The organism is Microbacterium sp. Z6_144 (assembly GCF_057197625.1).
This window is the reverse complement of record NZ_JBXVPT010000001.1, coordinates 2,136,406-2,161,555: the sequence shown is the minus strand read 5'-3', so window position 1 is coordinate 2,161,555 and position 25,150 is coordinate 2,136,406. Positions and strand designations below refer to the sequence as shown.

Sequence of the window (25,150 nt, the reverse complement as noted above, 5' to 3'; positions counted from 1 at the left end):
CCGAGAAACGACATTCCGGCCCACAAACCACGCGGCGCGTGACTTCTGGGCCGGAATGTTGTTTGTCGCGGTGTGAGGGGAGGGTCAGACGGCGCGCAGCACCGCCACGACGCGACCGAGGACGACGGCGTGGTCGCCGAGGATCGGCTCGAACGCCGAGTTACGCGGGAGCAGCCACGTGTGACCATCACGTCGGCGGAACGTCTTCACGGTGGCTTCGCCCTCGAGCATCGCCGCGACGATCTCGCCGTTCTCGGCGGTGGACTGCGAGCGGATGACCACCCAGTCCCCGTCGCAGATCGCCGCGTCGATCATGGAGTCGCCCGACACCTTCAGCATGAACAGGTCGCCCTTGCCGACCAGCTGACGGGGCAGCGGGAAGATCTCCTCGACCTGCTGATCGGCGGTGATCGGCACCCCGGCGGCGATGCGGCCGACGAGGGGGACCATGGCCGCGTCACCGAGCGGCGGTGCCGTGTCGGCGGGGTTCTCGGCGGCGGTCCCGGGCAGATCGATCAGGACTTCCATGGCCCGGGTCTTCCCCGGGTCGCGGCGCAGATAACCACTCAGCTCGAGCTGGTTGAGCTGGTGCGTCACGCTGGACAGCGACTTCAGCCCCACCGCGTCGCCGATCTCGCGCATGCTCGGCGGATAACCGTGCCGCGCGATCGAACGCTGGATGACCTCGAGGATCGCGAGCTGCTTGTCGCTGAGGCTCTTGCGTCGCCGCGTCTGCGGCTTGTCCCGAGCGGTCGCGTCGGTCATTCTCGTGCTCCCTCCGTGCCCGCGATGGCACCGGTCTTCGAATGTCGGAGGTCCGTGATGGTCTTCCGTTGTCGAAACCGTATCCGGTATCGGGCCTCGCGTGCGGCTGCGCTGCGCGTGTCGCATCCGATCGATGTCCGATCCCGGGATGTTTGACACGCGCACTATATCGAAGATAGATTCGGAAAACAGATTCGCATCCGGCCCTCCCGGCCGAGAGCCGGATGCGAATCTTCCCCCAGAGGAGGAACCATGGCCACCATCGCGAGCGTCGCACCGACCACCCGTCTGCGCCTGACCGCGCGCGGCCGCCGAGTGCTCGCATCCGTCGCGGCGCTGCCGGCCGTGATCGCGATCACCCTCGCAGTCCTGGGGGGCGGGGCCGCCCTGGCATCCGGTGACGCCGGGACGCCTGCAGGGGGCTTCGCCGAGATCACCGTCATGTCGGGGGAGTCGCTGTGGTCGATCGCACAGGACGTCGCCCCCGGCGCCGATCCCCGCGACGTGGTCGACGCGATCTCCCGGCTCAACATGCTGGACTCCTCGGCGGTGTCCGCCGGGCAGCGCCTGGCCATCCCCGCGGAGTACGCCCCGACCTCGTAGGGGAGACCTCTCGCCGTAGCATGGGGAGAATGACGACCCGGTTGGACGACCTCCCCCTGCGCGACGATCTGCGGGGGATGGTGCCGTACGGGGCCCCGCAGGCCCCGCTTCCCATCGCCCTGAACGTCAACGAGAACACGCATCCGGTTCCGCAAGAGGTCGCCGACGACATCCTCGACTCCCTCGCCCGGGCGCTGCGGGACGTGAACAGGTATCCCGATCGGGAGTTCACGGCGCTGCGCGAGGCGTTCGCGGATTACCTCGGGCACGGGCTGACCCCCGACCAGATCTGGGCGGGCAACGGTTCGAACGAGGTGCTGCAGCATCTCCTGCAGGCCTTCGCCGGACCCGGGCGTACCGCCTTCAGCTTCGCCCCCACCTATTCGATGTATCCCCTCCTCACCCGGGGCACCGGAGCGCAGTGGGTCGCCGGCGAACGGGCGCACGACTTCAGCGTCTCGCCGGAATCGGCCGCAGAACAGGTGGCCCGCGCGCGGCCGGATGTGGTCTTCCTGTGTGCTCCGAACAATCCCACCGGCACGCCTCTCGGGCTCGATGTCGTCTCGGCCGTCTACGACGCCACCGACGGCATCGTCATCGTGGACGAGGCGTACCAGGAGTTCGCGGCTCGAGAAGGACGCTCCGCTGTGTCGTTGCTGCCGGGGCGCGAGCGGCTGGTGGTCTCGCGCACCATGAGCAAGGCCTTCGCCTTCGCGGGGGCGCGCGTGGGATATCTCGCGGCGGATCCGGCGCTCATCGACGCGCTGCGGCTCGTCCGCCTGCCGTACCACCTGAGCGCTCTCACGCAGGCGGCGGCCGTGGCGGCGCTCGGTCACGCGTCGACGATGCTCGGGATGGTCGATGACATCATCCTCCAGCGCGACCGGATCGGCGCGACCCTGTCCGCACTGGGCTACACGCCGTACGAGTCGGCGACGAACTTCGTCCTCTTCGGCGGGGTGGATGACCCGTCAGCGACCTGGAACGCGCTCTATGACCGAGGAGTCCTCATCCGCGACGTCGGCATTGCGCACACGCTGCGCGTGACGGCGGGCACGGAGGAGGAGACCACATCGTTCCTCGATGCGCTGGCCTCGGTAGGATCGAAGGTATGACCGGAACCGGCGCGCCGCGCACCGCTGCTCTGCGACGGGCCACGAGCGAGTCGAGCGTCGAGCTCGAGCTCGACCTCGACGGCACGGGTCGCAGTTCGATCTCCACCAGCGTGCCCTTCTACGACCATCTCCTCACCGCGTTCGCGAAGCACTCGCTGACCGACCTCTCAGTGCGCGCGACGGGGGATACGCACATCGACGCCCACCACACGGTGGAAGATGTTGCGATCGTGCTGGGCGACGCCATCGGCCAGGCCCTCGGGGACAAGGCCGGCATCACGCGGTTCGGTGACGCCCTCGTGCCGCTGGACGAGGCGCTCGTGCAGGCCGTCGTCGACATCAGCGGTCGCCCCTACCTCGTTCACAGCGGCGAGCCGGCCGGTTTCGAGTACCACCTCATCGGCGGCCACTTCACCGGCTCGCTCGTGCGGCACACGTTCGAGGCCCTCGCCTTCCACGCGGGACTCACCGTGCACGTCCGCGTGCTCGAGGGCCGCGATGCCCACCACATCGCGGAGGCCGAGTACAAGGCGTTCGCGCGCGCGTTCCGCCAGGCGAAGGCCGCCGATCCCCTCGTGGAGGGCATCCCGAGCACGAAGGGCGCGCTGTGACGGACCGACCTCTCGTCGCGGTCCTGGATTACGGCTCGGGCAATGTCCACTCGGCCGTCAAGGCCCTCGCCGCCGCGGGTGCCGACGCGCGTCTGACGGATGACCCCGGGCTCATCCGCGACGCCGATGGTCTGCTCGTTCCCGGCGTCGGCGCCTTCCACGCGGTCATGGAGGCGCTCCGGGAGAGTCGCGGAGACCACCTCATCGAACGACGCCTCGCCGGCGGACGCCCCGTCCTCGGGATCTGCGTGGGCATGCAGGTGCTCTTCGGTCGCGGGGTCGAACGCGGCATCGACACCGAGGGGCTGGGGGAGTGGCCCGGCGTCGTCAGCGAGCTGGATGCCCCGGTGCTCCCGCACATGGGGTGGAACACCGTCGATGCCGGCGCAGGCTCGCGGCTGTTCTCGGGAATCGAATCGGAGCGCTTCTACTTCGTCCACTCCTTCGCCGCCCAGCAGTGGCAGCTCGAGACCATGCCGCCCTTCCCCTCGCCCACGCTCACCTGGTCCACCTATGGCACGCCGTTCCTCGCTGCGGTGGAGAACGGGCCGCTGGCAGCCACGCAGTTCCACCCGGAGAAGTCGGGCGAGGCGGGCATCAAGCTGCTGTCCAATTGGATCGGCGGCCTCCGCGGGGCTACTCTCTGAGCTTGTGCCCAGCGCGGGCGCCCGCCGTCCGTACGCACGAGGAACCATGAACGATTTCGCGTCCAGCCCCGAGCTGATCCTGCTGCCCGCCGTCGACATCGCCGGAGGGAAGGCCGTGCGCCTGACCCAGGGCGAGGCAGGCACGGAGACCAGCTACGGCGACCCCGTGGATGCCGCCGCCGAGTGGGCGCGACAGGGTGCCCGATGGATTCACCTCGTCGACCTGGATGCGGCGTTCGGTCGGGGGAGCAACGCGGGGATCCTCCGCAAGGTGATCAGGCAGGTCCGGGGCGTCCAGGTCGAGCTGTCCGGCGGCATCCGCGACGACAAGTCGCTCCAGGCGGCGCTGGACAGCGGCGCCGCGCGCATCAACCTGGGCACGGCGGCTCTGGAGAACCCCGAATGGGCGGCCGATGTGATCGGCCGCTACGGAGATGTCATCGCCGTGGGGCTGGACGTGCGCGGCACGACCCTCGCCGCCCGCGGGTGGACGCGCGACGGCGGCGACCTGTGGACGGTGCTGGACCGGCTCGAGGACGCCGGATGCAGCCGATACGTCGTGACCGATGTGACCAAGGACGGCACGCTGAAGGGCCCCAATCTCGAGCTGCTGCGAGAGATGGCCTCCCGTACCCCGAAACCGATCGTCGCCTCCGGCGGCGTCTCGAGCCTGGATGACATCGTCGCCCTCCGCGAACTGGTGCCGCTCGGGGTCGAGGGCGCCATCGTCGGCAAAGCCCTGTACGCCGGTGCCTTCACGCTGGCCGAGGCGCTGGATGTCGCCGGAGCCTGACCCCGGCGCCGATTCGGCGGGCGTGCCATGGGAGGGACGCCGGTTCGAAGCGAACCCTCACTCCGGCGATGACGGGTCGGCCGACCCGTCGTTGCTCGCGGCGCTGACGGCGTTCCGCGCGGGCAGCGGGGATGCGGTCGCCGTCGTCGACGCCTACCGCCACGCGCGCCTGCTCATTCCGCTGATCGCCGACAAGGGCGACTCCGGTGTCGGCGCGCACGGGCTGACCGTCGACAAGACGCAGGAGCTGTCGATCGTGACCGTCGCCGCCCCCGACGGCCGCAAAGTGCTCCCGGTCTTCTCCTCCGTGGGGGCGATGGGGAGGTGGGATGCGTCGGCGCGACCGGTGCCGGCCGACGGAGTGCGCACGGCGCTGGCTGCCGCATCCGATGACACGGATCTGATCGTGATCGACCCAGGGTCCGAGACGGAGTTCGTGCTGCGGCGACCGGCGGTGTGGGCGATCGGGCAGGGTCTGGCGTGGGAGCCGAGTCATCTGTCGGCGGACGTGTTCACGGGGCTTCAGGAGAGCATCTCCGGAGAGCTCGCCGTCCTGGACCTCGCGGTCGAGCCCGGAGACCCGTCGTCCCGGCTGCGCGGCCCCGAACTCGTCGTCCATCTGCACCTGATGCAGGGCCTCGACCAGGAGGAGCTGGACGCCGTGCTCGCCCGCGTCGCCCGCCGCTGGGCCGCCGACGATCGCATCGCCGTGCTGGTGGACTCCCTCACGGTGAAACTCCACCGCTCGTCCTAGCCTTCACGGGGTCCGCTCTTGCAGCCGCTCCCGTGCCCGCAGCCGCGTACCCGGAAATCGAGGAGTTCTCGCGAATCGAGGTCCGGTTCGGCTCCAGCCATCCTCGATTTGCGTGATTTCCTCGTTATCCGGCGCGTGGAGCGGTGTTGGGAGCCGAGAGCTAGGAGCCCGGCCGAGTCACGTGACGGGTCCCGTCCACTTCTCGCCCGGCCCCTTGCCGATGGGGTCGGGGATGACCGAGGCCTCGCGGAAGGCCAGCTGCACCGAGCGCAGGCCGTCGCGGAGTGACCGGGCGTGCATGTCGCTGATCTCCGGCGCTCCGGCGGTGACCAGTCCGGCCAGCGCGTTGATGACCTTCCGCGCCTCGTCGAGGTCGGTCTGGTTCTCGGGGTCATCGGCCAGACCGACCTTGACCGCAGCGGCGCTCAGCAGGTGGACGGCCGTGGTGGTGATGACCTCGACCGCCGGTACGTCGGCGATGTCACGAGAAGCGGATGCGGCGATGCGCTCCTGCTCTTCCCAGCGGGCCAGACGCTCTGCATCCGGGTCAGGGGTGGGTTCGCTGTCGGGGATCGTGTGCACAGGGTTCTCTCTGGTAGACTTTGGCGGGCTCCGGAGCGTTCTGCTTCGGACGAAAGAGGATTCCATCCCACCCGTTCGCCGCTCCAGGCTACCGGGTCCACGCACTCCGTCCCGTTCTGCGGGGCTGTTCGGGTGCGAGAAGCCGGCGTTGAGAACGTCGTGCCGGGTGGCGTGTATTCCTCTTCCGCTCCCGCCGCACCTGCGGCGCGGTGGCTGACATCCGCAGAAGAGGAGTTCCATATCAGCGATCCCCGCACCAACGATCGCATCCGCGTCCCCGAGGTCCGCCTCGTCGGGCCCGCGGGTGAGCAGGTCGGCGTCGTCCGCATCGAGGTGGCGCTGCGCCTGGCCCAAGAGGCCGACCTCGATCTCGTCGAGGTGGCCCCGAACTCGAAACCCCCCGTGGTCAAGATCATGGATTACGGGAAGTTCAAGTACGAGGCTGCGCAGAAGGCCAAGGAAGCGCGTCGCAACCAGGCGAACACCGTCCTCAAGGAGGTGCGGTTCCGCCTGAAGATCGAGGCACACGACTACATAACCAAACTCAAGCGCGCCGAAGGCTTCCTGCAGGCCGGCGACAAGGTGAAGGCCATGATCCTGTTCCGCGGTCGCGAGCAGTCACGGCCCGAGCAGGGAGTGCGCCTCCTGCGCAAGTTCGCCGAAGACGTCGCAGAATTCGGCACCGTCGAATCCAACCCGACCATCGACGGACGCAACATGGTCATGGTCGTGGCCCCGCACAAGAACAAGTCCGAGGCCAAAGCCGAGCAGAACGCCCAGCGCACCGCCAACAGGGAAGCCGCTCGTGCGGCCGCCCGTGGCGACGGACACGCCGACGACGAGGACACGGCCGACCAGGCCCGGTCCACCGAGGCCGCGGCCGACTGAGGCCCCCCACTACGCCCGCCCGAGCGGGAAAGACAACGAAGGAAGACACATGCCGAAGCAGAAGACCCACTCGGGTGCCAAGAAGCGTTTCAAGGTCACCGGAAGCGGCAAGATCATGAAGCAGCAGGCGGGACTCCGTCACAACTTCGAAGGCAAGCCCACCAAGCGCACCCGTCGCCTGTCGCAGGACCAGGTCCTCGCCAAGGGCGACGCGAAGGTCGCCAAGAAGCTCCTCGGCATCTGAGCGCCGTCGCACGTTAGGAAATAGAAGAAATGGCTAGAGTCAAGCGGGCCGTCAACGCCCACAAGAAGCGTCGCGTCATCCTCGAGCGCGCGTCCGGCTACCGCGGACAGCGTTCGCGCCTGTACCGCAAGGCGAAGGAGCAGGTCACCCACTCCCTCGTCTACGCCTACCGCGACCGTCGCAAGCGCAAGGGCGACTTCCGCCGCCTGTGGATCCAGCGCATCAACGCCGCTGCCCGCGCGAACGGCATCACGTACAACCGCTTCATCCAGGGTCTCGGACTCGCCGGCGTGCAGGTCGACCGTCGCATGCTCGCCGAGCTCGCGGTGAACGAGCCGGCGACGTTCGCGTCGCTCGTCGCCACCGCGAAGAACGCGCTGCCCGGCGACGTGAACGCCGCGAAGACCGCGTAAATCTCGCATCCACGTCAAAGGGGCGTCCTCTTCGGAGGGCGCCCCTTTTTCACGTTCTCCCGGGCGTCGGTGGTCGGCGGGGAGCAGGCGTCCCCATACACTGAGGGTGTGCTGGAGAACCCCCGCTCGCCGCGCGTTCGCGCGGTCGCGAAACTGAGTAAGCGCAGCGCGCGCCAGGAGACGGGGCTCTTCCTCCTCGAAGGCCCCCAAGCCGCCCGCGAGGCCCTCGCCTATGTGCCGGCCACGGTGCTGGAACTGTTCGCGACACCGTCGGCGATGGAGCGGCACGGTGACGTCCGGGATGCCGCGCGCGCGGCCGGTCTGGACATCCAGTTCACGACCGAGGACGTGCTTGACGCGATGGCCGACACCGTGACCCCGCAGGGCATCGTGGCCGTCGCGCAGCAGTCACCGACGGCGTTGAAGGACGTCTTCGCGGACTCCCCTCGCCTGGTCGCGATCTGCGAGGAGGTCCGCGACCCGGGGAACCTGGGCACGATCATCCGCGCCGCCGACGCCGCCGGGGCCGACGCGATCGTCCTCACCGGTCGCACGGTCGACCCGTACAACCCGAAGGTCGTCCGCGCCACGACCGGATCGCTCTTCCACCTGCCGATCGTGGTCGGAGTGGAGCTGGAAACCGTCGTCGAGCGCGCGCACGGCGCCGGGATGCGGGTCGTCGCCGCCGATGTCGCCGGAACGGACTTCCTCGACTCGCGCGCGGTGCTGGCCGAGCCCACCGCGTGGCTGTTCGGCAACGAGGCGCGCGGACTCGAAGAGAGCGCGCTCGCCCAGGCCGACCTCACCCTGCGCCTGCCGATCTACGGTCGTGCGGAGTCGCTGAACCTTGCCACCGCGGCAAGCGTCTGCCTGTACGAGACGGCCTTCGCGCAGCGTGCCGGCCACTGACCGCCGGGCCCCTGCTGTTACAAGTCGATAAAGCCGCCGGTCAATCCTTGGTCAGTGTGCACTGCCCTCCTAGGGTGTCACTATGGTGACCCCCGACGCCCGTGCCCCAGGCGATCCTCTTGTCGTGCTCGAGGATGTGCAGAAGCACTATGGCGACTTCCAAGCGCTGAAGGACATCAACCTGACCATCGGTCGCGGTGAGGTGGTCGTGGTCATCGGCCCGTCCGGGTCGGGCAAGTCGACGCTCTGCCGCGCGATCAACCGGCTCGAGACGATCACCTCCGGAACCATCTCCATCGACGGTGCCGAGCTGCCCAAGGAGGGCAAGGCTCTCGCGCAGTTGCGCGCGGACGTGGGAATGGTCTTCCAGTCGTTCAACCTGTTCGCGCACCTCACCATCCTCGAGAACGTGACCCTCGGACCGATCAAGGTGCGGGGGATGAAGCGCGCCGACGCCGAACGCGAGGCCCACCGGCTGCTCGAGCGCGTCGGGATCGACGCGCAGGCCGGCAAGCTCCCCGCCCAGCTCTCGGGCGGACAGCAGCAGCGCGTGGCGATCGCCCGTGCGCTGGCGATGCAGCCCAAGCTGATGCTCTTCGACGAGCCCACCAGCGCCCTCGACCCCGAGATGATCAACGAGGTCCTCGACGTCATGGTCGGGCTTGCCCGGGACGGGATGACGATGGTCGTCGTCACCCACGAGATGGGGTTCGCCCGCAAGGCCGCGGATCGCGTGGTCTTCATGGCGGACGGGCTCATCGTCGAAGAGGCGACCCCCGAGGAGTTCTTCACCAACGCGCAGTCGGACCGTGCGAAGGACTTCCTCTCCAAGCTGATCACGCACTGACCGCACCATCCGCCGACAAGAGGCCGTTGCGCCCCGCGCACCGCCCCACCCCGCACCATCGCCCCGCAGTAGCCCGCATCAAGGAGATCTCACATGCGAACCTCACGAATCCTCAGCGGCATCGGCCTCGCGGCCGTCGCCATGCTCACCCTCAGCGCCTGCAACAGCGGCTCACCCACCGCCGGAACCGGCGGCGGGGGTGGGGAAACGCCCGGCACCGAAGCCCTGTGGGAAGTTGCCACCGATGTCGACCTGGCCGACAGCCCCACCTACGACCGCATGGTCGAGCGCGACGGCGTCATCGTCGGCGTCAAGAACGACCAGCCCGGCCTCGGCTACGAAGACGCCGCCACGGGCGAGCGCACCGGCTTCGACGTCGACACCGCGCGCTGGATCGCCGCATCCCTGGGCTTCGACGAAGACCAGATCGAGTACGTCACGATCCCCTCCGCGAACCGCGAGCAGGCCATCGTCAACGGCGACATCGACTACTACGTCGGCACCTATTCGATCACCGACGCGCGCAAGCAGCAGATCGACTTCGCCGGTCCCTACTTCATCACCGGTCAGGGCCTGCTGGTCGCCGCCGACAACGAGGACATCACCGGCCCGGACGACCTCGCCGGCAAGATCGTGTGCTCGGTGACGGGTTCGACCCCGCTGCAGCGCATCCGCGACGAGTACAACCCCGGCGACGCCGTCGAGTACGACACGTACTCCCAGTGCGTCGAGCAGCTGAAGGCCGGCTCGGTCGATGCGATCACCACGGATGAGGCGATCCTCGCCGGCTACGTGGCGCTCGAGCCCGACGTCCTGAAGATCGCCGGCGAGCCCTTCAGCGAGGAGCGCTACGGCGTCGGCCTGGAAAAGGGCGACACCGCGCTCAAGGGCCACATCAACGCCGTCTTCACCGACGGCGGCGACGTGTGGACGGCGCTGTTCGAGCAGCACCTGGCACCGGCCGGTATCGAGGCCGAGCAGCCCGCCGTCGAGGAGTGAGTGCGGGGGCGTGGGAGTGGCCTCTCGGCCGCTCCCACGCCCATCCCGACCATCCACCACCGTGTGGGACCGTCCATGAAGAGGAGTCGCCGTGAGCGTCATCACCGACAACCTTGATCTCTGGTGGCAGACGCTGCTCGGCACGCTGATCCTGTTCGCCGGCGGCGGCGTCCTGGCCCTGGTCCTCGGCACGATCGTGGGTGCCATGCGGGTCTCCCCGATACCGGTCGCGCGCGCGGTCGGGACGATCTACGTCGGCACGATCCGCAACACGCCGCTGACTCTGGTCTTCTTCGGCTTCGCCTTCGCGCTGCCGCCTCTTCTCGGTCTCCGGCTGACCGGCCAGGTCTCCCTCATCCTCGCCATCTGCGCCCTGGGCATCTACACGGCCACGTATGTGGCGGAGACCATCCGTTCGGGAATCAATACCGTCCCGGTGGGTCAAGCCGAAGCCGCCCGCGCCCTCGGGCTGACGTTCGGCCAGGTGATGTCGCTCGTCGTGATGCCCCAGGCGTTCCGCTCGGTCATCCCCCCGATGGTCAGCGTCTTCATCGCCCTCCTGAAGAACACCACCGTGGCAGCGGGCTTCTCCGTGGTGAACCTCGGCTCCGTCCGCAACTATCTGAGCGAGCGGGGTGAGAACCAGTTCGTCGTGATCCTGTGGGTCATGGTGATCTTCATCGCACTGGTGCTCCTCCTCTCGTGGCTTCAGCGGAGCCTCGAGAACCGATGGAGGGTAGCGCGATGAGCAGCGTTCTCTACGACGTACCCGGCCCCCGCGCCATCATCCGCAACCGCATCCTCGGGGTGCTCACGATCCTCGTCGTGCTCGCCGTGACCGGGTTCTTCCTGTGGCGCCTGGCCGCGACCGGACAGTTCACCGCGGAGAAGTGGTCGGCCTTCACGTACACCAACGTGTGGCTCCAGATCGGTCTGGCGACGCTACGCACGCTGTCGGCGTTCGCGGTCGCAGCCGTCGGTGCCCTCGTCCTCGGGTTCGTCCTCGCGATCGGGCGCCTGTCGGATCACGCCTGGATCCGCTGGCCGTTCACGGCCGTCATCGAAGTGCTCCGCGCCATCCCCGTGCTGGTGTTCATGTTCCTGCTCTACTACGGCTTCCCGGTGCTGGGTGTGCGGATGGATCCCTACTGGGCCGTCGTGATCGCGCTCATCGCGTACAACGGGTCGGTGCTCGCCGAGGTCATCCGGGCCGGGGTGGAGTCGCTTCCTCGCGGGCAGAGGGAGGCGGGCTACGCGATCGGGCTCCGCAAGAGCGGGGTCATGCGCCTGGTGCTGCTGCCGCAGGCGATCCGCGCCATGATGCCCGTGATCATCGCGCAGCTGGTCGTCACCCTGAAAGACACCGCGCTCGGCTTCATCATCACGTACCCGGAGCTGCTCTTCTACGCGCGCTTCATCGGTTCGCAGGCGTCCCTGGATTCTCCGATCGTCCCGGCAACGATCATCGTGGCGGCGATCTACATCGGGCTCTGCCTCATCCTCTCGGGAGTGGCCACCGCGGTCGAGCGACGCCTGCGCCGTTCGCCGAGGGTCGCGCGGGTGGCGGGGGCGAACCAGCCCACCCAGGAGGTCACCGACACCGAGTTGATCGTCGCCCAGCGGGCGCCGGGCAAGTACAACGGCGCCAGCTGACCACACGAACGGGGCGCCGCCCGCCCGTCGGTAGACTCGACTCTCGTGTCCGACGCCCCCGAGATCACCCCTGAAGCGGTCGACGCCGCCGTGGATGCGGCTCTCGCCGCCATCGACGCCGCCGCCAGCACCGCCGACCTGAAGTCCGCTCGTGCTGCACACTCCGGCGAGGGGTCGCCGCTCGCGCGGCTCAATGCCCGCCTGCGGGACGTGGCACCGGAGAACAAGGCGCAGTTCGGCAAGCTCGTCGGGCAGGCGCGCGGCCGCGTGAACCAGGCGCTCGCCGCTCGCGAGGCCTCGCTGGCCGAGGCGGAGACCGCGGCGAAGCTGGAGGCGGAGCGCCTGGACATCACGGCGCTCCCGCAGCGCGCCCGCGTCGGTGCGCGGCATCCGCTCACCCTCCTGCAGGACCAGGTCGCCGACATCTTCGTCGGGATGAGCTGGGAGATCGTGGAGGGCCCGGAGCTCGAGCACGAGTGGTACAACTTCGACGCCCTGAACCTCGACGCCGACCACCCCGCCCGCCAGATGCAGGACACCTTCTACGTCGATCCGGTCTCGCGCCACTTGCTGCTGCGCACGCAGACGAGCCCCGTGCAGATGCGCTCCCTGCTGACCCGCGAACTGCCGATCTACATCGTGTCGCCCGGCCGGGTGTACCGCACCGACGAGTTCGACGCGACGCACCTCCCGGTGTTCAGCCAGTTCGAGGGGCTCGTGGTCGACAAGGGCATCACCATGGCCCACCTCCGCGGCACCCTCGACCATGTCGCCCGGCAGCTGTTCGGAGCAGAGGCCAAGACGCGGATGCGCGCGAACTACTTCCCGTTCACCGAGCCCTCGGCCGAGTTCGACCTGTGGCACCCGACCTTCAAGGGCGGGGCGCGCTGGATCGAGTGGGGCGGATGCGGCATGGTCAACCCCAACGTGCTGCGCGCGGCCGGGGTCGACCCGGAGGTGTACTCCGGCTTCGCCTTCGGGATGGGTTTCGAGCGGACGCTGATGTTCCGCTCGGACGTCCAGGACATGCGCGACATGGCCGAGGGTGACATCCGCTTCAGCGAGCAGTTCGGAATGGTGGTCTGATGCGCGTTCCCATCGCGTGGCTGCGTGAGTACGTCGACGTTCCCGCCGACGCCACGCCCGAAGACATCCTCGCCTCCCTCGTCTCCGTCGGCTTCGAGGAGGAGGACGTCCACGGGTTCGGCCTGACCGGCCCGATCGTGGTCGGACAGGTGGTCGACTTCGTCGAGGAGCCGCAGTCCAACGGCAAGACCATCCGCTGGTGCCAGGTGGACGTCGGCCCTTCGACAGGCTCAGGGACCGACACCGCCGCTGGCGGCGGTGACCGGGATGTCCGCGGCATCGTGTGCGGGGCGGGCAACTTCTTCGTCGGTGACAAGGTCGTCGTGACCCTTCCGGGCGCCGTCCTCCCCGGTCCGTTCCCGATCGCCGCGCGCAAGACGTACGGCCATGTCTCGGACGGCATGATCGCCTCGGCCAAGGAGCTGGGGCTGGGGGAGGAGCACAGCGGAATCCTGCGACTCACCGAACTCGGCCTCGACCCCGAGGTCGGCACCGACGCGATTGCGCTGCTGGGGCTGGATGACGTCGCCGTCGAGATCAACGTCACGCCCGACCGCGGGTACGCCCTGAGTCTGCGCGGCGTGGCACGCGAGTACTCCCACGCCACGGGGGCGGCGTTCCGCGACCCGGGCGACCGCCCCTTCGAAGAGCTCGACCAGCCCACCGGCGGGTTCCCGGTCGCCGTCATCGACGAGTCGCCGATCCGGGGACGCGTCGGGGCGAGCGAGTTCGTCGCCCGGATCGTCCGCGGCGTGGATCCGACCAGGCCCACGCCGCCGTGGATGGTGGCACGGCTCACCCTCGCGGGCATCCGGTCTCTCGGCATCCTCATCGACATCACCAACTACGTGATGCTCGAGCTCGGCAACCCGATCCACGGCTACGACCTGGACACGCTGACCGGCGGCATCACGGTGCGCCGGGCGCACCACGGCGAGAAGCTCACGACGCTCGACGGCAAGGAGCGCACGCTCAGCGCAGAAGACCTGCTGATCACCGACGAGTCGGGCCCCATCGGTCTGGCGGGCGTGATGGGCGGCGGGAAGACCGAGATGACGGGGCAGACCCGCAACGTCCTCATCGAAGCGGCGATCTTCGACCCGGTCACCATCGCCCGCACCGCGCGCCGTCACAAGCTGCCGTCCGAGGCGTCGCGGCGCTTCGAGCGGGGCGTCGACCCCCTCATCCCGTTCGTCGCGGCGCGGCGCGTCGCCGACCTGATGGTCGAGCACGCCGGCGGCACCCTCGACACCGAGACGGGCGGAGCGATCTTCGCCGAGGTGTTCGTCGAGGCGGTCGAACTGCCCAAGGGGTTCGTCTCCGGACTCATCGGGGTGGATTACCGGGATGCCGAGATCACGGGCGCGCTCGAGACCATCGGGTGCGACGTGACCGAAGCAGACGCCGCCGCCGGCGCCTGGATCGTCATCCCGCCGTCGTGGCGCCCCGACCTCACCGACAAATGGACCCTTGCCGAAGAGGTCGCGCGCATCACCGGGTACGACCGCATCCCGTCGGAGCTCCCCGTCCCCCCGTCCGGCCGCGGCTACACCCCGCTGCAGCAGGGGCGGCGCCGTGTCGCGAACGCGCTGGCGGCCGCAGGATACGTCGAGACGCCGTCCTTCGGCTTCACCACCGCCGAGCAGAACGACCTGCACGGGTCGGCCGGGGGCGAGCACCTCCCGAGCGTCAAGCTCGCGAACCCGCTCGACGGACAGGCGCCGTTCCTGCGGCGCTCGCTCGTGCCCGGGCTCCTCCAGGTGGCCCACCGCAATGTCTCCCGCGGGCTGACCGACCTCGCCCTCTTCGAAACCGGCACGGTGTTCCTCCCCGAGCCCGGTGTCACCTACGGCACCGAGATCGTCCCGGAGCCGGCCGTGCGTCCGGATGCGGCGACGTTGGCAGAACTCGACGCGGCGATCCCCCCGCAGCCCCGCCACGTCGCGGTGCTGCTCACCGGCAACCGGGTGGCCAAGCAGCCCGGCGTCGACGCCGAGCCCTTCGGCGTCGCCGACGCGCTGGACGCGGTGCGCACGATCGGGGCCGCAGCCGGAGTCGAGATCGGCGTCGCCGAGGGCCGGCGCGCGGCCCTTCACCCCGGCCGCACCGGCGTGCTCACGGTGGGCGGCGCCGAGGTGGGCTACGTGGGCGAACTGCTTCCCTCCGTCGCCGCCGACGCCGACCTTCCGGGTCGTGTCGCGGTGGCCGAGCTGAACCTCGACCTGCTCCTGGAGCGGACCGGTGGGCCCGTGGTCGCCGCATCCCTGTCCGGATACCCGGCAGCGACGCAGGACGTGTCCCTCGTCGTGGGCGCCGATGTGCCGGCGGCCGAGGTGCGTTCCGCGCTGGTCGAGGGCGCCGGCGCGCTGCTGGAGTCCGCGCGGCTGGTGGACGACTACCGCGGGCAGGGCGTGGCGGAGGGGAGCAAGAGCCTCACGTACGCACTGCGGTTCCGCGCGCCCGACCGCACGCTCACGTCCGCGGAGGCCACCGAGGCCAAGCTCGCCGGCGTGGCGGTCGCCGCTGAGCGCTTCGGCGCCAGCATCCGCGACTGACGTTGCCGTTCAAAACTCAGGAGACACGCCGTGCGGGGTGGCCGTGGGGGCCCCGATGGGGCGGAATCTCCTGAGTTTTGAACAGACCGGGCCTCGCGGCGTGGCGCCGGGTGTCGGTACCCGGTGCGGCCTGTCGGCGTTCAAAACTCAGGAGACACGCCGTGCGGGGTGGCCGTGGGGGCCCGGATGGGGCGGAATCTCCTGAGTTTTGAACGCCGAACGCCGCCTCGCCGTCGGCCAGCTCGGTGACGATGCTGTCGGGACGGGATTTGCATACCGGTCTCGCACGGGGCTAGGGTCGGCGCATGCTTCCCGCCGGCTCCGCCTCGCTCGCGCTCCGCGGCACCGGCGTGCGCCCGCTTCGCCGCGGCCGCCGACTCTAGGCGACCCCGGGAGCGCGTCTGCGGCTCGGGTGTCGCCGTCTCCGGCCCCGTCCCAGACATAAGGTGGAAGTCATGCCCTATTCGGTCGCCGTCTCCGGTGCATCCGGCTACGCCGGCGGCGAGATGCTGCGCCTGCTCGCCGGACACCCGGACGTCCAGATCCGCACCGTCACCGCGCACTCCACCGCCGGCCAGCCGCTCATCGAGCACCAGCCGCACCTGCGCTCCCTCGCCGGTCTCACCCTGCAGGAGACGACGCCGGAGGTCCTCGCCGGGCATGACATCGTCATCCTGGCTCTTCCGCACGGACAGTCCGGTCAGTACACCGACGCGCTGGCGGACACGCCGCTCGTGATCGACGCCGGAGCGGACCACCGCCTCACCGATTCCGCCGATTGGGGCCGCTTCTACGGCGGCGACTTCGCCGAGGCGTGGACGTACGGAGTGCCGGAGCTGCCGGTCGGTTCCGGAAAGCAGCGCGACGCCCTCGTCGGTGCGACGCGGATCGCAGCCCCCGGATGCAACGCCTCCTCGGTGTCGCTCAGCATCGCGCCGGGGGTCGCGGCCGGCGTCGTGGCCGCGTCCGACATCGTCAGCGTGCTCGCGGTCGGCCCCAGCGGCGCGGGGAAGAGCCTCAAGACGAATCTCCTCGCCAGCGAGGTCCTCGGTTCGGCCAACCCGTACGCCGTCGGCGGCACCCACCGCCACATCCCCGAGATCCGCCAGGCACTGGTGGCGGCGGGCGCGGATGCGGCATCGGTGCGTGTCTCCTTCACCCCGGTGATCGTCCCGATGGCCCGCGGCATCCTCGCCACCACCTCCGCGCCGATCACCCCCGGGGCCACCGACGACCAGATCCGTGCCGCGTGGGAGCAGGCGTACGACGGCGAGCCGTTCGTCCACCTTCTGCCCGCCGGAGCCTTCCCGCGCACGGCGGACGTGATCGGTGCGAACACCGCTCTGCTGGGGCTCGCGATCGACCGGGACGCGAACCGCGTCGTCGTGGTCACGGCCGTGGACAACCTCGTCAAGGGCACCGCAGGTGCCGCTGTGCAGTCGATGAACATCGCGCTCGGGCTTCCCGAAACCCGCGCGCTGAGCGTGAACGGAGTGGCACCGTGAGCGTCACCGCCCCCGCCGGATTCGACGCCGCAGGCGTGGCCGTCGGACTCAAATCCACCGGCAAGCCCGATGTCGCCGTCGTGGTGAACCGCGGCCCGCTGAAGGTGGGAGCGGCCGTGTTCACATCCAACCGCGCCAAGGCCAACCCGATCCTGTGGTCGGAGCAGGCGATCAAGGACGGCGTCGTCGAGGCCATCGTGCTCAACTCCGGCGGGGCCAACTGCTTCACCGGCTCGTTCGGATTCCAGACGACGCATCAGACCGCCGAGAAGACCGGGGAGCTCCTCGGGGTCGGTGCCGGCGACGTGCTGGTGTGCTCGACCGGTCTCATCGGCACCGGCGACGAGGTGTTCCGCGGCAAGGTGCTCCGCGGTGTCGAGGAGGCCGTCGCGGCGCTCTCGGACGACGGGGGAGAGGACGCATCGCTCGCGATCATGACGACCGACTCGCGCCCCAAACGGGTCGTGCACAGCGAGGGCGGCTGGACGATCGGCGGGATGGCGAAGGGTGCCGGGATGCTGGCCCCCGGGCTTGCCACGATGCTCGTGGTGCTGACCACCGACGCGGTGCTCGACTCCGCCGAGGCGGATGCCGCGCTCCGGCACGCGACCCGCGTGAGCTTCGACCGGCTGGACTCCGACGGCTGCATGTCCACGAACGACCAGGTCAGCCTTCTCGTGAGCGGGGCCAGCGGCATCCGCCCCGAGGCCGGGTCGTTCCGTGCGGCGCTCGCCGCGGTGTGCCTCGATCTGGCCGAGCAGCTGCAGTCCGACGCGGAGGGCGCGAGCCACGACATCCGCATCGAGGTGGTGCACGCCGCCACCGAGGAAGAGGCCGTCGAAGTCGGCCGCTCGGTGGCCCGCAACAATCTCTTCAAAGCCGCGATCTTCGGCAACGACCCCAACTGGGGCCGGGTGCTCGCCGCGATCGGGACCACCACGGCGCAGTTCGACCCGTACGACGTGGACGTGTGGATGAACGGGGTGCGCGTGTGCACGGCCGGCGGGCCGGACCGCCCCCGCGAAGAGGTCGATCTCACTCCGCGTGCCACGCGGGTGGGGATCGACCTGAAAGCCGGCGACGCCGACGCGGTGATCCTCACCAACGACCTCACCCACGACTACGTTCACGAGAACAGCGCCTACTCCTCATGACCGGAATCGATCTTCAAGACACCGACCCCGCCGCCGTGAGCGAGCGCGCGGCCATCCTCGTGGAGTCCCTCCCGTGGCTGCGGCGGTACCGCGACTCGATCATCGTGATCAAGTACGGCGGCAACGCGATGGTCAGCGACGAGCTGCAGGAGGCATTCGCCGCCGACATCGCCTACCTCCGCTATGTCGGGGTGCTCCCGGTGGTCGTGCACGGCGGGGGGCCGCAGATCTCCTCGATGCTTGATCGCCTGGCCATCCCCAGCGAGTTCAAGGGGGGCTACCGGGTCACCTCGACGGAGGCGATCAGCGTCGTGCGGATGGTGCTCACCGGCCAGATCAACCCGCAACTGGTGGCGAAGGTCAACACCCACGGCCCGCTGGCCACCGGTCTCAGCGGTGAGGACGCGGGGCTGTTCGGCGGGCGGCGCCGCGGCGTCGTCGTCGACGGCATCGAGCACGACCTCGGCCGGGTGGGCGACGTCGAGTCGGTGGATCCGAAGGCCGTCCTCGACCACCTCGCCGCCGGTCGGATCCCGATCGTCTCGAGCATCGCGCCCGACCTGGATCGTCCCGGACACTCGCTCAACGTGAATGCCGACGCGGCCGCGGCCGCGCTCGCGGTCGCCTTGAAAGCGCAGAAGCTCGTGATCCTCACCGACGTGGCGGGGCTGTACGCCGACTGGCCCAACCGGGAATCCCTCGTCTCCCACCTGACATCGTCCGAGCTTCGAGCGATGATGCCGCGCCTGCAGTCGGGGATGATCCCGAAGATGCAGGCGTGCCTGGACGCCGTCGACGGTGACGTGCCGACGGCGGCGATCATCGATGGGCGGGTGCCGCACTCGGTGCTCGTGGAGCTGTTCACCAGCAAAGGGATCGGAACGGAGGTCGTCGCATGAGCGAGGCAACGACGTGGCAGGAGGACGCCGGGCGCGACCTCGTCCGCAGCTTCGGCGAACGGATGGCGCTGTTCGTCCGCGGTGAAGGCGCGTATCTGTGGGACGAGGACGGACGGCGCTACCTCGACTTCCTCGCCGGGATCGCCGTGGACGCGCTGGGCCACGCGCACCCGGTCTTCGTGGAGGCGGTCTCCCGTCAGGCGGCCACCCTCGTGCACGTGTCGAACTACTTCGCGACCCCGCCGCAACTCGAGCTCGCCGCCCGCCTCAAGCGGCTGGCCGGAACCGGCCCCGCAGGGCGCGTGTACTTCGGCAACTCCGGCGCCGAGGCCAACGAAGCAGCGTTCAAGCTGGCGCGCCTGCACGGCCGCGAGACCGGTCGCACCCGCATCCTCACCCTGAAGGGCGGCTTCCACGGCCGCACCATGGGCACCCTCGCTCTCACCGGGAAGCCGGCCCTCCAGGCCGACTTCCTGCCCATGGTGCCGGGCGTCGAGCACATCGACCCCACGATCGACGCCCTGGCGGCGGCGATGGATGACCGCGTCGCCGCCCTGATCGTCGAACCGATCCAGGGCGAGGCCGGCGTCGTGGACCTTCCGGAGGGGTATCTCGCCGCGGCCCGTGCTCTCACGGAGCGCTCCGGCGCGCTGCTGATCGTCGACGAGATCCAGACCGGTGCCGGGCGCACGGGGGAGTGGTTCGCCTTCCAGCACGAGGGCATCACCCCCGACGCGATCACCGTGGCCAAGGGCCTGGGCGGCGGCTTCCCGATCGGCGCGCTGATCACCTACGCCGCCGCGAGCGAGCTGTTCTACCCCGGCACCCACGGCTCCACCTTCGGCGGCAATGCGCTCGGCACCGCCGTGGCCGGCGCGGTCCTGGACGAGATCGAGCGGGCGGGGCTCGTGGACAACGCCCGCCGGCGCGGCGCTCAAGTGCGCACCGCGATCGAGGGAATCGGCTCGACGTTGGTGACCGGCATCCGCGGACGGGGACTGCTCCTCGGTGTGACGCTGAGCCACCCCGTCGCCAAGGCGATCGTCGCCGCCGCTCAGCAGCACGGCCTGATCGTGAACGCCCCGAACGATGACACCATCCGTCTCGCGCCGCCGCTGACGATCGGCGACACCGAGATCGAGGAGTTCACGCGGCTGTTCGCCGCGTCGCTCGCGACCGTTTCCGACTCGCTGCTGCTCGAGGATGCCGCCGAAGCGGCGAAGGGAGTTTCCGCGTGACCCGACACCTCCTGCGTGATGATGACCTCAGTCCCGCCGAACAATCCGAGATCCTCGACCTCGCGCTCGAACTGAAGAAGGATCGCTGGGGGACCAGGCCCCTCGCGGGCCCCCAGACCGTGGCGGTGATCTTCGACAAGTCGTCCACGCGCACGCGGGTGTCCTTCGCCGTCGGCATCGCCGACCTCGGGGGATCCCCGCTGATCATCTCCACCGCCAACAGCCAGCTGGGCGGCAAGGAGACCCCCTCGGACACCGCCCGCGTGCTCGAGAGGCAGGTCGCCGCGATCGTGTGGCGCACGTACGCGCAGTCGGGGCTCGAGGAGATGGCCCGCGGCACGCGCGTTCCCGTCGTCAACGCGCTCAGCGACGACTTCCACCCCTGCCAGCTGCTGGCCGACCTGCTGACCATCCGCGAGCACAAGGGCGAGCTGGCCGGCCTCACCCTCTCCTTCTTCGGTGACGGCCGGAGCAATATGGCGCACTCGTACGTCCTGGCGTGCGTCACCGCCGGAATGCACGTGCGCGTGGCCTCGCCGGAGAATTATGCGCCGCGCGAGGATGTCGTCGCCGATGCCGACGCCATCGCCGCCCGCACCGGCGGCTCGGTCACGCTGTACACCGACGCCAGCGAGGCGGCCGCGGGGGCGGATGTCGTCGTGACCGACACCTGGGTGTCGATGGGCAAGGAGGAGGAGAAACTCGCACGCCTGCGTGATCTCGGCGCCTACAAGGTGACGCACGACATCATGGGGCTCGCGCGGCAGGACGCGATCTTCATCCACTGTCTGCCCGCCGATCGCGGTTACGAGGTCGACGCGGAGATCATCGACGGCCCCCAGAGCGTCGTGTGGGATGAGGCCGAGAACAGGCTTCACGCGCAGAAGGCGCTCCTGGTGTGGCTGCTGCGGCAGGACTGACCGGCTGGCTCACCTCGCGGTGGCGGCGTTTCGACGGGCCGCCGCGCCTGGCCGGCATCGACCTGGCGCGAGGACTGGCCGTCGTCGGGATGCTCGCGGCGCACCTGCTCGTCATCGAGGCGTTCGTCCCGGCCGACCCGGCCACGTGGGTGGACGTCGTCAACGGCCGATCCTCGATCCTCTTCGCCGCGCTCGCGGGTGTGTCGATCGCGCTGGTCACCGGCGGTCCCAGGCCGCTGCAGGGCCCCGCGCGCGCCCGCGCCTCGGGGCGCATCGCGCTGCGGGGCGCGCTGCTGTGGGTCATCGGGGTGGCGTTGGTGAGCACGGGGGTGCCGGTCTACGTCATCCTGCCCGCCTACGCCATCCTGTTCCTCCTGTCGCTGCCGTTCCTCGGCCTCCGCGCCCGTACGCTGTTCGTGCTCGCCGCGGTCCTCGGCATCGTCATGCCTTTTCCGCAGGCGCTGTGGGATGCGTCGCCCTTCTGGTTCAGCCCTGATGGGGCCGCGATCTCCACGGTCATCGGGTGGCATTACCCCTTCCCGGTGTGGATCGCGTTCCTGCTCGCCGGGATGGCCATCGGCCGCACCGACCTGCGGTCGGTCCGGACGGCCGTGCTCCTCGTGGGCGCCGGCTCCGCCCTCGCCGTGCTCGGGTACGCCGTGGCGGCCGTATCGGGTTCGCAGTTCGCCGACGAGCCGCTGTCGCTCTTCAATGCCGTATGGACGGCCCGCGCGCACTCCAGCGGCGTGCTGGAGGTGGTCGGCTCAGGAGGTTTCGCGATCGCCGTGATCGGTCTGTCCCTGCTCGTCTGCCGCACGGTGCTCCGCTGGGTGGTCGTGCCGCTGCGCGCCGTGGGCTCGATGCCGTTGACCGCCTACACGGCGCAGCTGGTCGTGTGGGCCGTGATCGCGGCATCCGTGCTGGGCGACAGCGGTGACCTCCGCGGGTTCCGGGCGCTCGAACCGTTCTGGCCGATGACGCTCGCGCTGCTGGCGGCGTGCACGCTCTGGGCTCTGCTCATCGGACGCGGACCGCTGGAGGCCGGCATCGCCCGGGTGAGCGACTGGGTCGTGCGGGAGCCGGCCGCCCGCGAGCGGGTCGATAGGCTGGAGCAATGAGTCAGTCGGGGCACGGCACGAACGACGGGGCCCTGTGGGGTGCCCGGTTCTCGGGCGGCCCGTCAGCCGAACTGGCCGCGCTCAGCCGTTCGACGCACTTCGACTGGGACCTCGCGCTCTACGACATCGCCGGCTCGCATGCGCACGCGAAGGCGCTGGAGGCGGCGGGCTATCTGAGCGTGGATGAGGCGGCGGCGATGCACGCGGGGCTCGACGCGCTCGCCGCCCGGGTGGTGGAGGGAACTCTCGTAGCCGGCCCGGACGACGAGGACGTCCACGGCGCCCTCGAGGCCGCGCTGATCGCGCAGGTCGGCCCCGGGCTCGGGGGGAAGCTCCGCGCCGGCCGGAGCCGCAACGACCAGATCGCCACGCTCGTGCGGCTCTACCTCCTCGATCACGGTCGCACGATCGCGCGCGAGGTCCTGCGCCTCATCGACGCGATCGTCGCTCAGGCCGACGCGCACGCCGACGCGGTCATGCCGGGGCGGACGCACCTGCAGCATGCTCAGCCCGTGCTGCTCGCGCATCACCTGCAGGCGTACGGCTGGGCGCTGCTGCGCGGGCTCGAGCGTCTGCGCGACTGGTCGGGTCGCGCCGCGGTGTCACCGTACGGCGGGGGAGCGCTGGCCGGATCGAGCCTCGGGCTCGACCCGGAACTGGTCGCCCGGGAACTGGGTCTTGCCCGCCCGGCGGAGAACTCCCTCGATGGCACCGCCTCGCGCGACGTCGTGGCCGAATTCGCCTTCGTCACGGCCATGATCGCGGTGGATGTGTCGCGCTTCGCCGAAGACGTCATCCTGTGGAACACGCGCGAGTTCGGCTTCGTCACGCTCGACGACGCGTACTCGACCGGTTCGAGCATCATGCCGCAGAAGAAGAACCCCGACATCGCGGAGCTGGCCCGGGGCAAGGCGGGGCGCCTCATCGGCAACCTGGCGGGGCTCCTCGCCACGCTCAAGGGCCTGCCGTTGGCGTACAACCGCGATCTGCAGGAGGACAAGGAACCCGTCTTCGACAGCGTGCGCACGCTCGAACTCGTGCTTCCCGCGTTCGCGGGAATGATCGCGACGCTGCGCTTCGACACCGCCCGGATGGCCGCCCTGGCGCCGGAGGGGTTCTCGCTCGCGACCGACGTGGCCGACTGGCTGGTGCGGCAGGGAGTGCCCTTCCGCGATGCGCACGAGATCTCGGGCTCGCTCGTGCGGGCCTGCGAGGAGCGCGGGATCGGCCTCGAGGATGCTCCGGACGAGCTCCTCGCGGAGGTCTCCCCGGCGCTCACCCCCGCGGTGCGCGACGTCCTCACGGTCGAAGGCTCGGTCGCTAGTCGCTCGGGTGTGGGCGGGACCGCCCCGGAGCGCGTGAGCGAGCAGCGGCGTCAGCTCGTCACTCGCGCGCAGTCGGTGACGCGGGAACTCGGACTCTGAGATAAGTCTTTGGCTGATATTTCCTGAAGATCAGTTATATGCTTATCGGATGACCACGGTCGTGATCGCCGACATCGTCGGCTCCCGCCGCCTCGCCGACCGCGCGCACGCACAGCGCGTCCTCGAGGAGACCATCGCGCGCGTGGAGGCGGAGCATCCCCTCGCCGAACGCCGCTTGACACCCACCGTCGGCGACGAGTTGCAGGCGGTCTATCCGGGGTTGGAGGCGGCGCTGAGTTCGCTGCTCCTGCTGCAATTGGCACTGCCCGACGGCGTGGAGTGCCGCTTCGGCGTCGGCCTCGGCCGCGTCAACCCCGTGCCCTCGGGCGCGAGCGAGCTCACCGACGGCCCTGGGTGGTGGGCGGGGCGGGCGGCGATCGACCGCGTGCACGGCCTGCAGCAGCGCGCCGCGCCGAGCGCGCGGACATGGGTGAGCGTCGCAGAGGGGGAGGAGAATGCCGGCATGCGCTCCTCCGCCGCGTTCGCCAACGCGTATCTCCTCGCACGAGACCAGCTCGTGGGCTCGATGAGCGAGCGCACGCGGCGCCTCGTATACGGACGGTGCCTCGGTCGCACGCAACGGGCGCTGGCCGAGGCGGAGGGCATCACGCAGTCCGCCGTGTCACAGGCACTCGGCGGTGCCGGTGCCGGTGCGATCGTGGAGGGCTTCGCCTCGCTGACCCCGGCGGGGACGCCGTGATCTTCGCCGGCATGCTCCTGCTGATGATCGGGGCAGCCGATCTGCTGCGCCAGTTCGCCCCCGCGCGCCGCCGATGGCTCGCCTATTTCGCCGCCGCCGTCGTGCTGATCGCCGCGAGCGCGGCGGTGGACGCCGTCCCCGTGGCGATCGCGGCGGCGCTCCTGGCCGCCGGCTGGGTGGCGCTGGTCTCCCCGGACGGGGCGCGGCGCGCCGGTATCTGGGCGGCAGCCATCGTGGCGGCGATCTGCGCGACGGCCGTGCTCGCCGCGGGCCCGCGGGCGACGCCGGGACCGCTCGGCGAAAGCTGGCAGCCGGTGGCGCCCTTCGGCCCGGTCGCGATCGACGCGCTCGTCGTCGTCGTGGGCGCGGCGCTGTTCCTGCTCGAATCGGCGAACATCGTCGTCCGCTCGGCGCTACGCGGGGAGCGCGTCGCGCTCGCGCCGGCCGACTCCGCCCTGAAGGGCGGGCGTCTCATCGGCCCGCTCGAGCGCCTCCTCGTCTTCGCGCTCACGTTGGCCGGCGCCTACACGCTGCTGGCGGCCGTTCTCGCGGCGAAAGGGATCGTGCGCTTCCCCGAGATCTCCCGTGACGGCGACGCCGGAGACCGTGCCGAGTACTTCCTCGTGGGGAGCCTCGTCAGCTGGGCCTGCGCCCTGGGGGCCGCAGCGCTCGTGTGGTGGGGTGCTGCGGTCTGAGCAGATCGGCGAGATCCAGCCCTCACCGACACC

General features: G+C 70.0%; 27 protein-coding genes. 25 read left to right on the top strand and 2 right to left on the bottom strand.

What is annotated here, in order from left to right:
• Window positions 1-84: 84 nt before the first annotated feature.
• Window positions 85-765, bottom strand: coding sequence for a transcriptional repressor LexA (gene lexA, locus AC2DGY_RS10585; RefSeq protein WP_484509650.1), 681 nt, complete (start codon window positions 763-765; stop codon window positions 85-87).
• Window positions 766-1,017: 252 nt separating this feature from the next.
• On the opposite strand from lexA, the gene AC2DGY_RS10580 reads away from it, so the two are divergent.
• The 6 genes from AC2DGY_RS10580 to AC2DGY_RS10555 are packed head-to-tail and all read left to right on the top strand — an operon-like array spanning window position 1,018 to window position 5,288.
• On the top strand, window positions 1,018-1,368 hold the full coding sequence (locus AC2DGY_RS10580; RefSeq protein WP_484509649.1) for a LysM peptidoglycan-binding domain-containing protein: 351 nt from the start codon (window positions 1,018-1,020) through the stop codon (window positions 1,366-1,368).
• 29 nt (window positions 1,369-1,397) lie between these two features.
• Window positions 1,398-2,483, top strand: coding sequence for a histidinol-phosphate transaminase (locus AC2DGY_RS10575; protein WP_484509648.1), 1,086 nt, complete (start codon window positions 1,398-1,400; stop codon window positions 2,481-2,483).
• A complete protein-coding gene (hisB, locus tag AC2DGY_RS10570; protein WP_484509647.1) occupies window positions 2,480-3,094 on the top strand; it encodes an imidazoleglycerol-phosphate dehydratase HisB in 615 nt (204 codons plus the stop codon). The genes AC2DGY_RS10575 and hisB overlap by 4 nt, the downstream gene beginning before the upstream one ends.
• Window positions 3,091-3,741: an imidazole glycerol phosphate synthase subunit HisH gene (hisH, locus tag AC2DGY_RS10565; RefSeq protein ID WP_484509646.1), complete on the top strand. Its 651-nt coding sequence runs from the start codon at window positions 3,091-3,093 to the stop codon at window positions 3,739-3,741. Before hisB ends, hisH begins: the two co-directional genes overlap by 4 nt.
• Window positions 3,742-3,787: 46 nt before the next feature.
• On the top strand, window positions 3,788-4,534 hold the full coding sequence (gene priA / locus AC2DGY_RS10560) for a bifunctional 1-(5-phosphoribosyl)-5-((5-phosphoribosylamino)methylideneamino)imidazole-4-carboxamide isomerase/phosphoribosylanthranilate isomerase PriA (protein WP_484509645.1): 747 nt from the start codon (window positions 3,788-3,790) through the stop codon (window positions 4,532-4,534).
• A complete protein-coding gene (locus tag AC2DGY_RS10555) occupies window positions 4,518-5,288 on the top strand; it encodes an SseB family protein (protein WP_484509644.1) in 771 nt (256 codons plus the stop codon). The genes priA and AC2DGY_RS10555 overlap by 17 nt, the downstream gene beginning before the upstream one ends.
• 177 nt (window positions 5,289-5,465) lie before the next feature.
• On the opposite strand, the gene AC2DGY_RS10550 is transcribed toward AC2DGY_RS10555, so the two are convergent.
• Window positions 5,466-5,870, bottom strand: a complete 405-nt coding sequence (locus AC2DGY_RS10550; protein WP_484509643.1) for a DUF1844 domain-containing protein — start codon at window positions 5,868-5,870, stop codon at window positions 5,466-5,468.
• A gap of 213 nt (window positions 5,871-6,083) precedes the next feature.
• On the opposite strand from AC2DGY_RS10550, the gene infC reads away from it, so the two are divergent.
• The 19 genes from infC to AC2DGY_RS10455 all read left to right on the top strand — a co-directional run bounded on the left by infC (window position 6,084) and on the right by AC2DGY_RS10455 (window position 25,117).
• Window positions 6,084-6,758, top strand: a complete 675-nt coding sequence (gene infC / locus AC2DGY_RS10545; protein WP_484510003.1) for a translation initiation factor IF-3 — start codon at window positions 6,084-6,086, stop codon at window positions 6,756-6,758.
• Between the two features lie 49 nt (window positions 6,759-6,807).
• On the top strand, window positions 6,808-7,002 hold the full coding sequence (gene rpmI, locus AC2DGY_RS10540; protein ID WP_484509642.1) for a 50S ribosomal protein L35: 195 nt from the start codon (window positions 6,808-6,810) through the stop codon (window positions 7,000-7,002).
• Window positions 7,003-7,031: 29 nt separating this feature from the next.
• Window positions 7,032-7,415 carry a 50S ribosomal protein L20 gene (gene rplT, locus AC2DGY_RS10535; protein ID WP_484509641.1) on the top strand — a complete coding sequence of 128 codons (384 nt, stop codon included), beginning with the start codon at window positions 7,032-7,034 and terminating at the stop codon, window positions 7,413-7,415.
• 108 nt (window positions 7,416-7,523) lie between these two features.
• Window positions 7,524-8,324, top strand: coding sequence for a TrmH family RNA methyltransferase (locus AC2DGY_RS10530; RefSeq protein ID WP_484509640.1), 801 nt, complete (start codon window positions 7,524-7,526; stop codon window positions 8,322-8,324).
• 82 nt (window positions 8,325-8,406) lie between these two features.
• Window positions 8,407-9,171, top strand: a complete 765-nt coding sequence (locus tag AC2DGY_RS10525) for an amino acid ABC transporter ATP-binding protein (protein WP_484509639.1) — start codon at window positions 8,407-8,409, stop codon at window positions 9,169-9,171.
• 93 nt (window positions 9,172-9,264) lie between these two features.
• On the top strand, window positions 9,265-10,170 hold the full coding sequence (locus tag AC2DGY_RS10520; protein WP_484509638.1) for a glutamate ABC transporter substrate-binding protein: 906 nt from the start codon (window positions 9,265-9,267) through the stop codon (window positions 10,168-10,170).
• Window positions 10,171-10,261: 91 nt separating this feature from the next.
• Entirely contained in the window at window positions 10,262-10,918 is a 657-nt protein-coding gene (locus AC2DGY_RS10515; protein WP_484509637.1) for an amino acid ABC transporter permease, read from the top strand.
• Window positions 10,915-11,823 (top strand): amino acid ABC transporter permease, encoded by a 909-nt coding sequence (locus AC2DGY_RS10510; RefSeq protein WP_484509636.1) that lies wholly within the window; start codon window positions 10,915-10,917, stop codon window positions 11,821-11,823. Before AC2DGY_RS10515 ends, AC2DGY_RS10510 begins: the two co-directional genes overlap by 4 nt.
• Window positions 11,824-11,868: 45 nt before the next feature.
• Complete coding sequence (gene pheS, locus AC2DGY_RS10505; RefSeq protein ID WP_484509635.1) at window positions 11,869-12,909, top strand: phenylalanine--tRNA ligase subunit alpha; 1,041 nt, start codon at window positions 11,869-11,871, stop codon at window positions 12,907-12,909.
• Window positions 12,909-15,464 (top strand): phenylalanine--tRNA ligase subunit beta, encoded by a 2,556-nt coding sequence (pheT, locus tag AC2DGY_RS10500; RefSeq protein ID WP_484509634.1) that lies wholly within the window; start codon window positions 12,909-12,911, stop codon window positions 15,462-15,464. Before pheS ends, pheT begins: the two co-directional genes overlap by 1 nt.
• 455 nt (window positions 15,465-15,919) lie before the next feature.
• The gene (argC, locus tag AC2DGY_RS10495) at window positions 15,920-16,969 is read left to right on the top strand and encodes an N-acetyl-gamma-glutamyl-phosphate reductase (RefSeq protein ID WP_484509633.1); all 1,050 of its coding nucleotides are present in this window, start codon (window positions 15,920-15,922) and stop codon (window positions 16,967-16,969) included.
• Window positions 16,966-18,123, top strand: a complete 1,158-nt coding sequence (gene argJ / locus AC2DGY_RS10490) for a bifunctional glutamate N-acetyltransferase/amino-acid acetyltransferase ArgJ (RefSeq protein ID WP_484509632.1) — start codon at window positions 16,966-16,968, stop codon at window positions 18,121-18,123. The genes argC and argJ overlap by 4 nt, the downstream gene beginning before the upstream one ends.
• Window positions 18,120-19,022 (top strand): acetylglutamate kinase, encoded by a 903-nt coding sequence (gene argB / locus AC2DGY_RS10485; RefSeq protein ID WP_484509631.1) that lies wholly within the window; start codon window positions 18,120-18,122, stop codon window positions 19,020-19,022. The genes argJ and argB overlap by 4 nt, the downstream gene beginning before the upstream one ends.
• Window positions 19,019-20,260 (top strand): acetylornithine transaminase, encoded by a 1,242-nt coding sequence (locus AC2DGY_RS10480; protein ID WP_484509630.1) that lies wholly within the window; start codon window positions 19,019-19,021, stop codon window positions 20,258-20,260. Before argB ends, AC2DGY_RS10480 begins: the two co-directional genes overlap by 4 nt.
• Window positions 20,257-21,180: an ornithine carbamoyltransferase gene (gene argF, locus AC2DGY_RS10475; RefSeq protein WP_484509629.1), complete on the top strand. Its 924-nt coding sequence runs from the start codon at window positions 20,257-20,259 to the stop codon at window positions 21,178-21,180. The genes AC2DGY_RS10480 and argF overlap by 4 nt, the downstream gene beginning before the upstream one ends.
• A complete protein-coding gene (locus AC2DGY_RS10470) occupies window positions 21,159-22,298 on the top strand; it encodes a heparan-alpha-glucosaminide N-acetyltransferase domain-containing protein (RefSeq protein WP_484509628.1) in 1,140 nt (379 codons plus the stop codon). The genes argF and AC2DGY_RS10470 overlap by 22 nt, the downstream gene beginning before the upstream one ends.
• Window positions 22,295-23,722, top strand: coding sequence for an argininosuccinate lyase (gene argH / locus AC2DGY_RS10465; protein ID WP_484509627.1), 1,428 nt, complete (start codon window positions 22,295-22,297; stop codon window positions 23,720-23,722). The genes AC2DGY_RS10470 and argH overlap by 4 nt, the downstream gene beginning before the upstream one ends.
• A 49-nt stretch (window positions 23,723-23,771) precedes the next feature.
• On the top strand, window positions 23,772-24,422 hold the full coding sequence (locus AC2DGY_RS10460; protein WP_484509626.1) for a SatD family protein: 651 nt from the start codon (window positions 23,772-23,774) through the stop codon (window positions 24,420-24,422).
• A complete protein-coding gene (locus tag AC2DGY_RS10455; RefSeq protein ID WP_484509625.1) occupies window positions 24,419-25,117 on the top strand; it encodes a hypothetical protein in 699 nt (232 codons plus the stop codon). Before AC2DGY_RS10460 ends, AC2DGY_RS10455 begins: the two co-directional genes overlap by 4 nt.
• Window positions 25,118-25,150 lie beyond the last annotated feature (33 nt).

Excerpts from the sequence above, each read along its gene's own strand:
- lexA (WP_484509650.1), bottom strand. The coding sequence starts at position 765 with ATGACCGACGCGACCGCTCGGGACAAGCCGCAGACGCGGCGACGCAAG.
- AC2DGY_RS10580 (WP_484509649.1), top strand. The coding sequence starts at position 1,018 with ATGGCCACCATCGCGAGCGTCGCACCGACCACCCGTCTGCGCCTGACC.
- AC2DGY_RS10575 (WP_484509648.1), top strand. The coding sequence starts at position 1,398 with ATGACGACCCGGTTGGACGACCTCCCCCTGCGCGACGATCTGCGGGGG.
- hisB (WP_484509647.1), top strand. The coding sequence starts at position 2,480 with ATGACCGGAACCGGCGCGCCGCGCACCGCTGCTCTGCGACGGGCCACG.
- priA (WP_484509645.1), top strand. The coding sequence starts at position 3,788 with ATGAACGATTTCGCGTCCAGCCCCGAGCTGATCCTGCTGCCCGCCGTC.
- AC2DGY_RS10555 (WP_484509644.1), top strand. The coding sequence starts at position 4,518 with ATGTCGCCGGAGCCTGACCCCGGCGCCGATTCGGCGGGCGTGCCATGG.
- rpmI (WP_484509642.1), top strand. The coding sequence starts at position 6,808 with ATGCCGAAGCAGAAGACCCACTCGGGTGCCAAGAAGCGTTTCAAGGTC.
- rplT (WP_484509641.1), top strand. The coding sequence starts at position 7,032 with ATGGCTAGAGTCAAGCGGGCCGTCAACGCCCACAAGAAGCGTCGCGTC.
- AC2DGY_RS10525 (WP_484509639.1), top strand. The coding sequence starts at position 8,407 with ATGGTGACCCCCGACGCCCGTGCCCCAGGCGATCCTCTTGTCGTGCTC.
- AC2DGY_RS10520 (WP_484509638.1), top strand. The coding sequence starts at position 9,265 with ATGCGAACCTCACGAATCCTCAGCGGCATCGGCCTCGCGGCCGTCGCC.
- AC2DGY_RS10510 (WP_484509636.1), top strand. The coding sequence starts at position 10,915 with ATGAGCAGCGTTCTCTACGACGTACCCGGCCCCCGCGCCATCATCCGC.
- pheT (WP_484509634.1), top strand. The coding sequence starts at position 12,909 with ATGCGCGTTCCCATCGCGTGGCTGCGTGAGTACGTCGACGTTCCCGCC.
- argC (WP_484509633.1), top strand. The coding sequence starts at position 15,920 with ATGCCCTATTCGGTCGCCGTCTCCGGTGCATCCGGCTACGCCGGCGGC.
- argB (WP_484509631.1), top strand. The coding sequence starts at position 18,120 with ATGACCGGAATCGATCTTCAAGACACCGACCCCGCCGCCGTGAGCGAG.
- AC2DGY_RS10480 (WP_484509630.1), top strand. The coding sequence starts at position 19,019 with ATGAGCGAGGCAACGACGTGGCAGGAGGACGCCGGGCGCGACCTCGTC.
- argH (WP_484509627.1), top strand. The coding sequence starts at position 22,295 with ATGAGTCAGTCGGGGCACGGCACGAACGACGGGGCCCTGTGGGGTGCC.
- AC2DGY_RS10460 (WP_484509626.1), top strand. The coding sequence starts at position 23,772 with ATGACCACGGTCGTGATCGCCGACATCGTCGGCTCCCGCCGCCTCGCC.